Annotated in this window: 14 protein-coding genes; 9 read left to right on the top strand and 5 right to left on the bottom strand. The window is 47.6% G+C overall.

What is annotated here, in order from left to right; genetic code table 11:
* The first annotated feature begins 18 nt into the window (after positions 1–18).
* The 5 genes from napF (at position 19) to napC (ending at position 4,368) form a co-directional block, all read left to right on the top strand.
* Positions 19–504, top strand: a complete 486-nt coding sequence (gene napF / locus GMA8713_RS11220) for a ferredoxin-type protein NapF (RefSeq protein ID WP_062709389.1) — start codon at positions 19–21, stop codon at positions 502–504.
* Complete coding sequence (locus GMA8713_RS11215) at positions 497–772, top strand: chaperone NapD (RefSeq protein ID WP_002540248.1); 276 nt, start codon at positions 497–499, stop codon at positions 770–772. Before napF ends, GMA8713_RS11215 begins: the two co-directional genes overlap by 8 nt.
* Complete coding sequence (gene napA / locus GMA8713_RS11210; RefSeq protein WP_062709385.1) at positions 769–3,255, top strand: nitrate reductase catalytic subunit NapA; 2,487 nt, start codon at positions 769–771, stop codon at positions 3,253–3,255. The genes GMA8713_RS11215 and napA overlap by 4 nt, the downstream gene beginning before the upstream one ends.
* Positions 3,256–3,327: 72 nt before the next feature.
* Positions 3,328–3,762, top strand: coding sequence for a nitrate reductase cytochrome c-type subunit (locus GMA8713_RS11205; RefSeq protein WP_062709383.1), 435 nt, complete (start codon positions 3,328–3,330; stop codon positions 3,760–3,762).
* Between the two features lie 9 nt (positions 3,763–3,771).
* Entirely contained in the window at positions 3,772–4,368 is a 597-nt protein-coding gene (napC, locus tag GMA8713_RS11200; RefSeq protein ID WP_062709381.1) for a cytochrome c-type protein NapC, read from the top strand.
* A 47-nt stretch (positions 4,369–4,415) separates the two neighbouring features.
* On the opposite strand, the gene GMA8713_RS11195 is transcribed toward napC, so the two are convergent.
* Positions 4,416–4,739, bottom strand: coding sequence for an HI1450 family dsDNA-mimic protein (locus tag GMA8713_RS11195; protein ID WP_062709378.1), 324 nt, complete (start codon positions 4,737–4,739; stop codon positions 4,416–4,418).
* Positions 4,740–4,929: 190 nt separating this feature from the next.
* Between GMA8713_RS11195 and GMA8713_RS11190 the strand changes: the two genes are divergently transcribed.
* Positions 4,930–5,721: a hypothetical protein gene (locus GMA8713_RS11190; protein ID WP_062709376.1), complete on the top strand. Its 792-nt coding sequence runs from the start codon at positions 4,930–4,932 to the stop codon at positions 5,719–5,721.
* Between the two features lie 338 nt (positions 5,722–6,059).
* The gene (locus GMA8713_RS11185) at positions 6,060–7,376 is read left to right on the top strand and encodes a YjiH family protein (RefSeq protein ID WP_062709456.1); all 1,317 of its coding nucleotides are present in this window, start codon (positions 6,060–6,062) and stop codon (positions 7,374–7,376) included.
* A 59-nt stretch (positions 7,377–7,435) separates the two neighbouring features.
* Here the strand turns inward: GMA8713_RS11185 and GMA8713_RS11180 are convergent, their stop codons facing one another.
* Entirely contained in the window at positions 7,436–7,678 is a 243-nt protein-coding gene (locus GMA8713_RS11180; protein WP_084387711.1) for a hypothetical protein, read from the bottom strand.
* A gap of 158 nt (positions 7,679–7,836) precedes the next feature.
* On the opposite strand from GMA8713_RS11180, the gene GMA8713_RS11175 reads away from it, so the two are divergent.
* The gene (locus GMA8713_RS11175; RefSeq protein WP_062709374.1) at positions 7,837–8,430 is read left to right on the top strand and encodes a PGAP1-like alpha/beta domain-containing protein; all 594 of its coding nucleotides are present in this window, start codon (positions 7,837–7,839) and stop codon (positions 8,428–8,430) included.
* Positions 8,431–8,586: 156 nt separating this feature from the next.
* Here the strand turns inward: GMA8713_RS11175 and GMA8713_RS11170 are convergent, their stop codons facing one another.
* Positions 8,587–9,870 carry a DASH family cryptochrome gene (locus GMA8713_RS11170; RefSeq protein WP_062709372.1) on the bottom strand — a complete coding sequence of 428 codons (1,284 nt, stop codon included), beginning with the start codon at positions 9,868–9,870 and terminating at the stop codon, positions 8,587–8,589.
* 461 nt (positions 9,871–10,331) lie between these two features.
* Between GMA8713_RS11170 and GMA8713_RS11165 the strand changes: the two genes are divergently transcribed.
* Entirely contained in the window at positions 10,332–10,673 is a 342-nt protein-coding gene (locus GMA8713_RS11165) for a hypothetical protein (protein WP_157515571.1), read from the top strand.
* A gap of 82 nt (positions 10,674–10,755) precedes the next feature.
* Here the strand turns inward: GMA8713_RS11165 and GMA8713_RS11160 are convergent, their stop codons facing one another.
* Both GMA8713_RS11160 and GMA8713_RS11155 read right to left on the bottom strand, forming a co-directional pair.
* Entirely contained in the window at positions 10,756–11,397 is a 642-nt protein-coding gene (locus GMA8713_RS11160) for an OmpA family protein (RefSeq protein WP_062709370.1), read from the bottom strand.
* Complete coding sequence (locus GMA8713_RS11155; protein ID WP_084387710.1) at positions 11,394–12,800, bottom strand: TolC family outer membrane protein; 1,407 nt, start codon at positions 12,798–12,800, stop codon at positions 11,394–11,396. Before GMA8713_RS11155 ends, GMA8713_RS11160 begins: the two co-directional genes overlap by 4 nt.
* Positions 12,801–12,861: the final 61 nt, after the last annotated feature.

Below are 12,861 nucleotides of genomic sequence, written 5' to 3'. Positions count from 1 at the left end.
TAAGGATTAAGGTCCAAGATGGTCGATACTCGTCGCCGATTCTTTCTTAGAAGCACCGCTAAAGCGAAGGTTCAGCCTTTGCCATGGATTGCTGACCGCGACAATTTCACTGATCAATGTACCCGTTGTGGTGATTGCATTCGCGCGTGCGAAGAGCAAGTGATCGTGAATGGCGACGGCGGTTTCCCTTCTATCGATTTCTCAAAAGGCGAATGCATCTTCTGCTATGCCTGCGCTGACCACTGCCCGGAGAAACTATTCCGCTCAGAAAATGAGAAACCGTGGGAGCAGGTCATCACCATCAAGGATACCTGTCTTACCTACAAAGGCGTGGAATGTCGCAGCTGCAGTGATGTGTGTGATACGCGCGCCATTCGATTCCAACTGACACAAGGGCAAGTCGCCCAACCTCAATTTAACCTACAGGACTGCTCTGGCTGTGGTGCATGCATCTCGCCTTGTCCTGTCAACGCCATCGCCATGGAGAACACTGGCAATGAATGAATATCACGTAAGCAGTCTGGTGGTTCACGCTGCGGCTGATCAAATAGAAAGCGTTACCTCAGAGATTGAAAAGATCCCCGGCGCGGAAGTGCCAGCTTCCAGTGAAGTTGGAAAGCTGGTCGTGGTGATTGAAGGCGAAAGCCGTGGCGGTTTACTGGACAAATTTGAACAGATTAAAGCGTTGCCTGGCGTACTGGCAGCGACACTGGTTTTTCATCAGGTCGAGGAAGAAGAGCCTGAGAATGCATTGGAAGGAGTGGGACAATGAACCTAACACGACGTAAATTTTTGAAAGCAAACGCCGCTGCTGCGGCTGCAAGCGCAGCAGGCGTAACCTTGCCCGTTTCAATCGCGCAAGCTGCGGGATCTGATGAGCAGGTAAAATGGGATAAAGCGCCTTGCCGATTTTGCGGCACTGGCTGTGGCGTATTGGTAGGCACTCAGAATGGGCGTATTGTTGCGTCTCAAGGTGACCCGGAAGCCCCGGTTAACCGAGGTTTGAGCTGCGTGAAGGGCTATTTCCTGCCAAAAATCATGTACGGAAGCGACCGTCTGACCCAGCCTTTGCTGCGTAAGAAAGACGGCGTTTACGACAAAGACGGTGAATTCACCCCGGTTAGTTGGGATGAAGCACTGGATTTAATGGCAGACAAGTTCAAAACCGCTATTCAGCAAAACGGCCCAACCACAGTAGGTATGTTTGGCTCAGGTCAGTGGACGGTTTGGGAAGGCTATGCCGCAGCGAAGCTGATGAAAGCGGGTTTCCTGTCAAACAACATTGACCCGAATGCGCGTCACTGCATGGCATCCGCGGTAGTGGGCTTTATGCGTACCTTTGGTATGGATGAGCCAATGGGTTGCTATGACGACATCGAGCAAGCCGATGCGTTCGTGCTGTGGGGCTCAAACATGGCGGAGATGCACCCAATCCTATGGACGCGTCTGGCAGATCGTCGCTTGTCCGCAGATCATGTTAAAGTCGCCGTGCTTTCCACCTATGAACACCGCAGTTTTGAGCTGGCAGACAACGGCATTATCTTCACGCCGCAGACTGATCTGGCCATTCTGAACTTTATCGCCAACTACATTATTCAAAACGATAAAGTCGACAAATCCTTCGTTGAAAAACACGTGAACTTCCGCCAAGGCGCGACCGATATCGGTTATGGCTTGCGCCCAACACACCCACTGGAGAAATCCGCTGCGAATGCAGGCAGTGGTGCGTCGGAAGCAATCGACTTTGACACCTTCGCTAAATTTGTTGCTGATTACGACGTGAAGTCGGTTTCTGAGCTTTCAGGTGTGCCTGAAGATCAACTGATCGCACTGGCTGAACTCTATGCCAACCCGGAAACCAAAGTGGTTTCTTACTGGACGATGGGTTTCAACCAGCACACCCGCGGTGTATGGGCAAACAACCTTTGCTACAACATCCATCTTCTGACAGGAAAAATCTCAAAGCCAGGTTGTGGTCCGTTCTCACTTACTGGCCAGCCTTCTGCCTGTGGTACCGCGCGTGAAGTGGGGACCTTTGCTCACCGTCTGCCTGCAGACATGGTGGTGGCGAATCCTAAGCACCGCGCCATGGCAGAGAAAATATGGAAACTGCCGGAAGGTACCATTCCACCAAAACCGGGCTACCACGCGGTTCTGCAAGATCGCATGCTCAAAGACGGCAAGCTGAATGTGTACTGGGTAATGTGTAACAACAACATGCAGGCAGGCCCAAACATTAACGAAGAACGCTTGCCGGGCTATCGCGATCCTCGCAACTTCATCATCACATCCGACCCATACCCAACCGTAACGGCGATGGCGTCTGACCTTATTCTTCCTACGGCAATGTGGGTGGAAAAAGAAGGTGCCTACGGTAACGCAGAGCGTCGTACCCAGTTTTGGTACCAGCAAATCAAAGCACCAGGCCAGGCAAAATCTGACCTATGGCAGATTGTTGAACTCTCCAAGCGCATCAAAGTTGGCGAAGTGTGGCCTGCTGATCTGGTCGCGAAAATGCCGGAGTACAAAGACAAGACTCTGTTCGACATCCTGTTTGCTAACGGTCAGGTGAACGAATACAAGCTGGATGAAATCCCGGTTGACCGCCTGAACGATGACGCGCGAGACGCTGGTTTCTACATCCAAAAAGGTCTGTTTGAAGAGTATGCGGCGTTTGGCCGTGGAAAAGCGCATGACCTCGCACCGTTTGAGGTTTACCACCAAGCCCGCGGCCTTCGTTGGCCTGTGGTGGATGGCAAAGAAACTCTGTGGCGTTACGCAGAAGGGCATGACCCTTACGTGAATGCGGGCGAAGGCTTTTCGTTCTATGGCAAGCCGAACAAAAAAGCGGTGATTTTCGCATTGCCTTTCGAGCCTGCCGCAGAAGAGCCGGATGAAGAATACGATCTGTGGCTGTCTACTGGCCGAGTACTTGAGCATTGGCACACAGGCACCATGACCCGCCGCGTCCCAGAGCTTTACAAAGCCTATCCGGATGCTGTGGTTTACATGCACCCGTTGGATGCAAAACGTCGTGGCCTACGTCGTGGCGATGCAGTGAAAGTGATTTCCCGCCGTGGCGAGGTGGCAACGCATGTTGAAACGCGCGGACGTAACCGTGTGCCTGAAGGGCTGGTATTCATGCCGTTCTTTGATGCCGGACAGCTCGTTAACAAGCTAACGCTTGATGCGACTGACCCGCTTTCTAAAGAAACCGACTTCAAGAAAGCGGCAGTGAAGATTGTAAAGGCGTAACGACTTATCCAGGCTGTGCTGCGGGAGTGTCCCGCAGCACACTGAAAGAATTTGATTCGAAAGGATCCGACAATGAAAAAGAAAATCTCCATTTCCCTGATTGTTGCGGCACTGCTCAGTTCTGTCGCCATCGCTGAAGTCACTTCCCTACGTGGCGATCAGGAGATCGCTGCGAACAATGAAGTGCCAAAAATAAAAGCGGTACCCAAGAACCAGGAACGCTTCGCGCTGAACTATGTTAACCAACCGCCAATGGTTCCTCATTCGGTCGACGGTTATCAGGTCAATCAATCCAACAACGCGTGCCTGCAGTGCCATGACGTGGATGTTTACCGTAAAACGGGTGCGCCGCGTGTTAGTCCAACCCACTTTATGGATCGTGACAACAAGGTGCTGACGGAAGTGTCGCCACGCCGTTATTTCTGTCTTCAGTGCCACGTTCCACAAGTGCAGGCTGAAGCGCTGGTTGAGAACGAGTTTGTTCCCGCCGGTAAGTTTGGCCAATAGGAGGTGATGATGAAACTACCGGGATTCATCACCAAATTCTGGACTTGGTTCAGAACGCCGAGCGGCTTGGCTATCGGCACGGTGCTGACACTGGGCTTTGTTGCGGGGATCATTTTCTGGGGCGGTTTTAACACCGGGATGGAAATGACCAACCGTGAAGAGTTCTGTATCGGCTGTCACGAGATGCAAGACAATGTGTATCAGGAGTATGTGGGAACCATTCACTACAGTAACCGAAGCGGTGTAAGGGCGACGTGTCCTGACTGCCACGTGCCGAAAGAGTGGGGGCCAAAAATGATACGTAAGATCCAAGCGAGCAAAGAACTCTATGCAAAAGCGTTTGGTATTGTTGATACACCTCAAAAATTTGAAGATCACAGACTGGAAATGGCAACGCGAGAGTGGAACCGAATGAAAGCAAACGACTCTCAAGAATGTAGGAACTGCCATAACTTCGAGTTTATGGATTTCAGTGCTCAGAAATCCGTTGCCGCGAGCGTACATGATAAGGCAGAAGAGGCGGGACAAACCTGTATCGACTGTCACAAAGGTATTGCGCATAAATTGCCGCGAAACCACGACGCGTCGAAAGACTTCCAGTTTTAACTTGCCAATGGGCCAGCGGACTTTTTTGCTGGCCCCCATTTTTCCAATTATTCAGCTGCTCGCTTCCAAAGCATATGACAGAACTTCTGTTCGGGGTCGCGGCTGATTAGCATTCGTACCAGCACGTCATCTAAAGTATCGCCTGATGTCAGGCCGATGCGGACTTCCACAAACACTTCACGGTCTACTTCAAACGCAACGTGGCTTTCCCAATCGCTTTCTGCTTTGACAGCGACCGCTGCTCCTTCATCGTCAAAACGTTCCTGATAGGCGAGCAAGTCGTCATAGTCGAGATTGTCTTCAGCCATCTCGTAAAAGATCTCAAAGGCTGTTTCTAACATTTCATCGATTGAAAGTAATTGAGTTTCCATAGTTATCTCTCAGGATTTTTTAATTTTACCTATTACATCACGGTGTTGAAGTTTTCCCAATCACCACAAGTACCAATTGTTTACAAAGGCAGCGATAAGTCACCCGATTTTATATTGAAACCAGCACCTTGAACCTCTTTGGGTATAGAATAAAGGAATTGTTAGCATCGCGCCGAATGAGGATTTCTCTTTGTACCAGAACAAGCCGCGAGGTGGCCTGTTACCTGAGTTGGATAACGAAAAACCGTTTCAACCCGTTTATGTTGAGCCAATTGCTGCTGCAACGCGACAGATCCAATCTGCCATGAGTGCTGAGCTTTTTCATAGCCTTTACCTATCTGGTAATGTCGCAAGAAGGGAAGCGGGGGAGACAGAGGATCTCACACTACTGCTGGTTAGCACACGTTCTTTAAACGTGCAGGAGTATGCAGCGTTAAACACTGTCCGCTGGCGTATAGAGCAATCCAGTGATGCGGTTAAGCGCGTTCTTATAGATGTGGTTCCGCTGAAAGAGATCACCAACTTGGCTAACATATTCCGTTGGGGCTTTTTTCTTAAACACTGTGCAGTTTGTATCGCCGGGGATAACCTCAGTAAAAGCTTCGGACACTTCGAAGTCAGTTGGGAGGTGTCGAAGGCGATGAATGATGACTTGGCGCGGAGATTGAAAGATCTTCGCCACAAAATTGCCATTGCAACTAAGTGGGGAGCCCAACTTGATGCTAGTCATGAAGTAGCAGAACGCCTGATAAGAGCAAGTTTTGGGTTGGTGGCGCACAAAGTACAAAAATGGGAGTTCGATTTAAAGCCAGCATCTGAGGCTTTTCTTGCTTACTACCCAGATAAGTCACTGGAAATTGAGCGTCTTTTTTATCTTATTGAACGTAAGCCTGTGAAAAAACGTGCCGTTGTCGCCTTGATTGACAGCTTCAGTGCATGGGTTGAATCCGAATATGCAAAAATTGACCGCAAGATTGGATAGATATTCATCTATATGAATATTCAAAAAGGTAATAAAACCGACCTTTAAATGGTCGGTTTTTTGTGTTTAAATTTAGTGATTTTTACAGATTATTAACAATTTATTCGTTAAAAATATACATTAAATGACTATTTAATGGTCGATTAAACCTTGTGGAGTAATTTATTCAATATAAATGACTATTTATTATTTACATGCAAAACAGGTTGCATTAATCTTGCGCTCAATTAGTCACTTTTAGTGAATAGATATTTCGCTCTACGCATTGCTCAGGAAGTTTCGCCATGCAAAAAACAGAAGAACTAAAAACGTCGTCTTCATCAACACGGAATCTGTTGATGTTCCTGATCCCATCTTTGCTGGGTGTCTTGTTGTTTATGACACCAGTAATGATTGATGGTGGGTTTACGATTCCTATCGCAGTTCTGGCAAAGTCACTCCTTGGCTTGCTGGGTCAAGGAGCAACAATTATTGTCACCAGTATTATTCTGATCAGTGCAATTGGCTCCGTATTGGCCCTGGCGACAAAACCTCGTTTTATTACTGAATCAAAATTCCTGTCAGGCCTCTTTTTAGCGACGCCAGTTTGGCTGACAGTACGTTTGTTGGGTGCGGCATTTGTTGTAATGACTTTCTTCGGTTTTGGTCCCGATCATGTAATTGGCAGCGCAACGGGTGGCTTCGTGCTGGCTGATCTTCTGCCGACGTTGCTTTCGGTGTTCGTTTTCGCGGGTCTATTCCTACCTCTGCTGACTAACTTTGGTTTACTTGAGCTGATTGGTACCTTCATGACCAAAATCATGCGTCCCCTGTTCGGTCTACCAGGTCGTTCAGCGGTTGATTGTGCAAGTTCATGGTTGGGCGATGGCAGTGTGGCAATCCTGATGTCGAGCAAGCAGTATGAGCAGGGCTACTACACCGAACGTGAAGCGGCAATTGTTGGCACGACGTTTTCAGTTGTTTCTATCAGTTTCAGCTTGGTGGTGATCGCTCAAGTTGGTCTTGAGCATATGTTTGTACCTTTCTATCTGACAGTGTGCCTGGCGGGTTTTGTGGCCGCTGTGGTTGTTCCACGTCTTCCTCCACTTTGCTGGAAAAAGAACACCTTGGTCAATGGCGAGGAAAAAACGTTCGAGCATGAGACTCTGCCAGAAGGTGAAAACTTGTTCTCTTTTGGTGTGAAAAGTGCAGTGAATCGCGCCTCTCATATTCGTTCGCTGGGTGATGTTCTGAAAGAGGGCTTCCAAAACGCAGCAGACATGGTATTCGGTGTACTGCCAGTGGTAATGGCAATTGGTACATCTGCGTTAATCATCGCGGAATACACGCCAGTATTCACTATTTTGGGTATGCCTTTTGTTCCTCTGCTGGAAATGCTGCAGATTCCTGAAGCTGTTGCAGCCTCAGAAACCATGCTGATTGGTATCGCGGATATGTTCATTCCGGCCGTTCTTGCGGCGAATATTGATAACGAAATGACACGCTTCGTTGTGGCAACACTGTCAGTAACCCAGTTGATTTACATGTCTGAAGTGGGTGCACTGCTGCTGGGCAGTAAAATACCTGTGAAGGTTTGGGAACTGGTGATGATTTTTATTCTGCGTACTCTGGTGACGCTGCCAGTTATCGCGGGTGTTGCTCACCTCATCTTCTAAGTAGAATTGCAATAGAAGGGCGGTCTAGTGACCGCCTTTCTATATTTAAGAAAAGCAAACTATTCGCTTACTGCTTCTGATGCATCTTTCTTGGCGTCTTCTGCCATTGCATCAACATCCTTTTGAGCTTCCTCAATCAAGATTTTTGCCTCTGCCTCGGCAGAATCAGCTTCGGCTTTCATTTCTTCTACACGTTCTTGTGCAACTTGTTCAGCTTGTTGTCCGGCGGTTTCGGTAGCATGTCCAACAAAAGGCGCAGCAACAAACAGCATGCTGAGAAGGGTCAATTTTGATGATTTCATTATGACGTTCTCCGAGTAACTAATTACGTTCTTCTTGGGTATTAAGCCCAATAAAAAGTACTTAGTGAGAGCGTGCTGCGGACGTCTCATTTTCGGCAATCATAAATAGATTATGATGGTTGCGAAAAACCGAGCAGAGTAGTGGAGTTACAAAAACAATGAAAATCATTCTATTACATGGACTTTACATGCATGGTGTAGCCATGATCCCTTTGGAAAAGCGCTTAACAAATGCAGGACATGCGGTTCTGAATATCTCTTACAGCACTGTTATGCCAAATCTTAAAGCCTTGTTTGGTGAGATGGATGCATTCATTGATGGTGAGGAGGCCGTCATTGTGGGGCACTCTATGGGTGGCGTGATCACTCGTGTTTATCTGGAGAACGAGAGTGAGATGTCCAAGCATGTGAAAACCGTGATTACGCTGGGTACGCCACATAAAGGCTCCAAAGTGGCGGCGTTTTTTAAGGGGATTGGGATCAGCGATTTTATGTTTCAGGAGTCCAGTCGATTCTTGCTGCCTGATTATGAGCCCACATGGCCTGAAGGTTCGACCTTATACAGCATTGCAGGTGACATGCGTATTGGCCCAGCCGCTGTGCTGTTAAGAAGTAAGGAATCGGATGGTACGGTGCTGATTGATGAAACCAAGATTGAAGGCATGGCTAGCCATGAAATTTTTCCGGTAACGCACACTGCGTTGATCTTTGCGAAAAGAGTAGCTGACAGAATTATTGAAATTTTAGAGTAAGGTAATTTCAGCCATCATTTTCATCATGTAAATGGAGTAATCAATGCGACTGGCCACATTCAGAAAGCGTTGACTGATTTGATTTTCTCCTTTTACTTGGTGGTTTTTAGGGTAAGAAAAAGGCGACCTAAGGTCGCCTTTCACACTTGTTGATGTTCAAAACTTCAGTAAACTTTCTGACGATTTCGAATTCGCCCATTTCTTGACGAATGTACCATCAGGATCGTAAATCTCGGTTTGCTTTTCTAGATTGAAATGGCGTTGACCCCGCGGATCGGCGCCGACACCTGCCAGGTATTGCCAGTTTCCATAGTTGGTAGCGACATCAAAGTCGATCAACTGCTGCTCGAAGTAAGCCGCACCAAAGCGCCAATCCACACCAAGTTCATTGACTAAACAGGAAGCGACGATCTGACGACCCCGATTCGACATATAGCCGGTTTGGTTCAATTGTCGCATACAGGCATTCACAATGGGATAATCTGTGGTGCCTTGTTCCCAGGCTTTGTAGTTTTGGCAGTAATAGGTGGTGAGTGGACGTTTATTCTTAATACCTTCAAAGGCAAACATGCTGGCGCCATGGTAATGCATCATCCATTGGAAGTATTCACGCCACAGGAGTTCTGAATACATGGATTCAGTGGAGTCTGAACGCCCGTGACGATATTCGTAGTTATCCAGTTCCGCAGCGACAATACGAGGTGAAATTGAACCGTTTGCCAGCCAGGCGGATAATCGTGAAGAAAACTGCCATCCATCTAAACCATTTCGGGTTTCTTTGTAGTTTTTGAGTCCTTGAGTTTTCCAAAAGAAGTGATTGAGCTGGACCATACCTGAGTCTTCGCCACCTTGATAAGGCGTCAGGTCGTAGACAAATTCCTGCCCACCCCAGATGTCGCGTCGTTCATCAATATGCTTTGGTAAGGAATCCGGGGCACTGATAGGAATACACGGTAGAATATTCTTATTTTCGACGTGTTTCTTAAACTGGCTGAACGTCGGCGGATAAGAGGTTTTATCGAATGTAAGTTGGCTACGGAGGAAGAGAGAAAAGCTTTCGCCGACGCTGACTTCACAGCTAAGTGTTCGAGATAAATAGGCAACTTGCTGACGCTCATACACACCGGGATGATCTGTGACTGCCAAGAGGTTTATGCCATGCTTTTTACACAGATCTGGGATGACATGAAGGGGATTCCCGACTTTCACCACCAGTCGTTGTTTTCGTTTTTTTAGTTCGCTCTCCAGCGCACGCAGAGATTGGTAAAGGAACTCTTCCCTGAATCGTCCCAAGTGACGGGATTGAAAGTGAGCAGGTCTAAACCACTCAGGGTCAATCACGTAGACCATGAGGGCTTCGCTGCAGCGCCGGGAGAGGGCGACGAGTGATGGGTTGTCTGCCAGTCGTAAATCGTGTCTAAACCATATAAGCCCTTTCATACCGTCTCTCCTTAGTTATTAACATTGCGAACAGAAAGGTTGTCATCTTGTCGGCGGGGGTCACCTCCTTATTTATTGGTACGCAGTCAAACGTCAACGGAGTGCAGACGAGTATATAGATGAGATGTGTGTCTCACTGTTAAAGCGTAGTGCAGCATAAACAAAGTTAATAAGCATTGGGATTGAATTGTGTGCGAGATCAAACTGATGAAAACTACACATTTTTCTATTGCTATACGATTGACAGTATTCTTTATGGTTTAACTATGTTTGGTACCAGAAACTGATGCTTTTTCCCTAAAAACTTAATAATGATGAGTTGTGCTTTACGAAGTTGATTATAAGTCTGTCAGACTTTTTGACGATTTTCTTACGAATATTGATGTTTTGGGCTCAAAAGAGCGTTTCATATAACTATAGTGGTGGCGAATGTCGTTGTAATAAATTTATGGATAAGAACAATGAGTGTGACTGGGCTAGAGCTATCAGGTTTTGTTCGCCAAGCACTGCTAGGTGTGTCAGGAATTCGGGAAGAAGTCGAGAACGAGCGTGTGTACTTTTATCAGCACGGGCGCTTATTCAGCATCGTCGATGATGACGGCCTGCAGTTTGTCGTTGGAGATGAATGCATTAAAGAAGCTTTACGACGTCCTGGGGCATTTCTGGAGCAACCGAGTGGTAAACGGTGTAAAGGCGTGATTCGCGTAACACCGGATAAATGTACTGAAACTGACTTAGATTTTTGGCTGCTGCTGGCATTGCCAACCAATCAGGGAACCATTGACCCTATTACCCTTCATTGAATCTCCAACCACTTACGAACGATAACAACGACAAATGAAAAAGGGCCAAATTGGCCCTTTTGCGTTGTATATCTTTCGAGGACTACTCATCTTCAGGTGAGGTTGTGTAAATCGTCCATTTCTTAACAATGTCCGTTTCAGAAACTTTCACGCTTGCCGTTACACGTCGGCTCAGAATGTCGGATTGTTCCTGGGTCTGCGCTTCAACAGGTTCAGCCTCGCCGTAGCCAACAATGCGGACACGGTCTGGTATGATTCCTTGTTCAATGAGTGCACTTTTGACAGCCTTGGAACGGCGTTCTGATAGCGTGAGGTTGTAATCCGGCTCGCCAATAATGCTAGCATACCCTTTCAGTTCCACCACGATGGAGGAGAAAGACTTCATAAAGCTGGCAAGGTCATTGACTTCGCCAATGAAGCTTGCCGGGATCCTTGAAGAGTCATTGGCAAACAGGATATGGAGGTCATCACGGGCACTGATTTCAAACTCTTCTGAGCAACCATCATTGTTAATGACGGCGCCAGCAGGGGTGCCTTCGCAGTTATCCCGGGCGTTGATGACTCCATCGCTGTCATTATCCAGTAAATCAGCTTGTTGGCTAGCGACGGGGGCTTGCGGCGCGCTGATGGAACATCCTGTCAACACCAGCGCTGCGATGATCAGAAATATACTGCTGAGAACTTGACGAGACAGGACAGCGTATCGCTGAAAAGCGTTCATCATTCTGTGTCTCCTTGTTGGTTTCCATTGTTTTTGCCGTAGATAGAGGTCTTCCACTCTTTTGGCGTATCTACGCGTAGTTCGTCAAGCAGCAGGCCAGTGGCGTTCAATACACGGTATTTTGAGTAGATACCGGTGTAGTGAGAATCAATGTATGAGCGACGCGCATCGAACAACTCGTTTTCCGTGTTGAGGAGATCGAGCAGGGTACGACGACCAATTAAATACTGTTTCTCATATGCTTCGAGCGTTTTAGACGCAGAATCAACGTGTTGTTGCAGGAACTGGGTTTGTTTTTCTGCCAACTCTTTTGCTGTCCAAGCCAAACGTGTACTTTCTATCAAAAGACGATGCGCGTTGTGTCGAATGTTCTTTGCTTTATTTATTTGGTATGCAGCGCTGCGCGCTTCTGCCGCATCCGTACCGCCATTAAACAGGTTGTAGCGCATGCGCAGCATGGCTTGGAATTCGTCGGTCTCGCCCGGTTGGCCGTCCAACTCTTCCCCCCATTCCTGTGATGCTTCAATACTGAAAGTTGGCAAGAAGTCTCCTTTCGCCTGCTTGTATTGACGGTGTGCTGCTTCAACATCGTTGGCTGCTACTTTCATCACCGGGTTGTTCTCTTTCGCCGTGGTGAGTGCTTCTGAGAGCGTTGGGGGGATATACTTCGCATCCACTTCTGGTGCGACCAAATCAAGCGGGGAAGCACCGACAATACGCTCGAATTCAATCACTGCGTCATCGACATTACTCATTGCTGAGAGCAAGTTGGTTTGAGCTTGTGCTAGACGACCTTCTGCTTGTGAAAGATCTGCTGTAGAGCTGATACCTGAATCCGTGCGCTTTTGGATGTCTCCGACAATTCGTTCATGAGTGTCGAGATTTTTCTGCGAAAGGTCACGAATAGCCTGAGTGCGAAGAACCTCAATATAGGCATCCGTAACAGCTAGTGCTGTATCCTGCGCGTCAGCTAGCAGTTGGAAACGTTGCGCTTCTGCTTCTGCTTGGGTGCGTTTGATGTCGTTGTAAGTAATAGAGCCATCCCAGATTAACTGCCGTAGACTGATGCGAACGTCTCTGGGGCGATAGGTTCCATCGTTATTGTCGCTGTCATATTGGGCGTAGCCGATGCCTGCATCGAGATCAACAGATGGAAGGTATCCGCCTCGTGATGCATCTATATCAGCTTCGCGACTTTTTAACTCGTTATAGGCTTCTCTGATTGTTGGGTTTTGTGAAAGTGTCATTGCTACAGCTTGTTCTAAGGATTGCGCTTGAACCAAAGGTGAAATACCAACTGAAACAAGCGCAAACACGATGACACCTAATGTAGGTTTCCATGCATTAGGAATACCGGGTGTGCTTGCCAAAAACCGCAGTCTATAGTTGGTGTTACGTTGCTTCATGAATGCTCCCTTAAAGCGAAACTAGACCTTGCGTGAGAAAAATTAAATGCGTCAAAATGTA

The organism is Grimontia marina (genome assembly GCF_900060185.1).
GTDB lineage: Bacteria > Pseudomonadota > Gammaproteobacteria > Enterobacterales > Vibrionaceae > Enterovibrio > Enterovibrio marinus.
Note: the sequence above shows the minus strand (reverse complement) of the source record. Positions and strands in the feature narration are given on the sequence as shown.

Coding starts and splice junctions, on each gene's coding strand:
- GMA8713_RS11165 (WP_157515571.1), top strand. CDS start 10,332: ATGAGTGTGACTGGGCTAGAGCTATCAGGTTTTGTTCGCCAAGCACTG.
- napC (WP_062709381.1), top strand. CDS start 3,772: ATGAAACTACCGGGATTCATCACCAAATTCTGGACTTGGTTCAGAACG.
- GMA8713_RS11205 (WP_062709383.1), top strand. CDS start 3,328: ATGAAAAAGAAAATCTCCATTTCCCTGATTGTTGCGGCACTGCTCAGT.
- GMA8713_RS11170 (WP_062709372.1), bottom strand. CDS start 9,870: ATGAAAGGGCTTATATGGTTTAGACACGATTTACGACTGGCAGACAAC.
- GMA8713_RS11180 (WP_084387711.1), bottom strand. CDS start 7,678: ATGAAATCATCAAAATTGACCCTTCTCAGCATGCTGTTTGTTGCTGCG.
- napF (WP_062709389.1), top strand. CDS start 19: ATGGTCGATACTCGTCGCCGATTCTTTCTTAGAAGCACCGCTAAAGCG.
- GMA8713_RS11185 (WP_062709456.1), top strand. CDS start 6,060: ATGTTCCTGATCCCATCTTTGCTGGGTGTCTTGTTGTTTATGACACCA.
- napA (WP_062709385.1), top strand. CDS start 769: ATGAACCTAACACGACGTAAATTTTTGAAAGCAAACGCCGCTGCTGCG.
- GMA8713_RS11155 (WP_084387710.1), bottom strand. CDS start 12,800: ATGAAGCAACGTAACACCAACTATAGACTGCGGTTTTTGGCAAGCACA.
- GMA8713_RS11195 (WP_062709378.1), bottom strand. CDS start 4,739: ATGGAAACTCAATTACTTTCAATCGATGAAATGTTAGAAACAGCCTTT.
- GMA8713_RS11160 (WP_062709370.1), bottom strand. CDS start 11,397: ATGATGAACGCTTTTCAGCGATACGCTGTCCTGTCTCGTCAAGTTCTC.
- GMA8713_RS11175 (WP_062709374.1), top strand. CDS start 7,837: ATGAAAATCATTCTATTACATGGACTTTACATGCATGGTGTAGCCATG.
- GMA8713_RS11215 (WP_002540248.1), top strand. CDS start 497: ATGAATGAATATCACGTAAGCAGTCTGGTGGTTCACGCTGCGGCTGAT.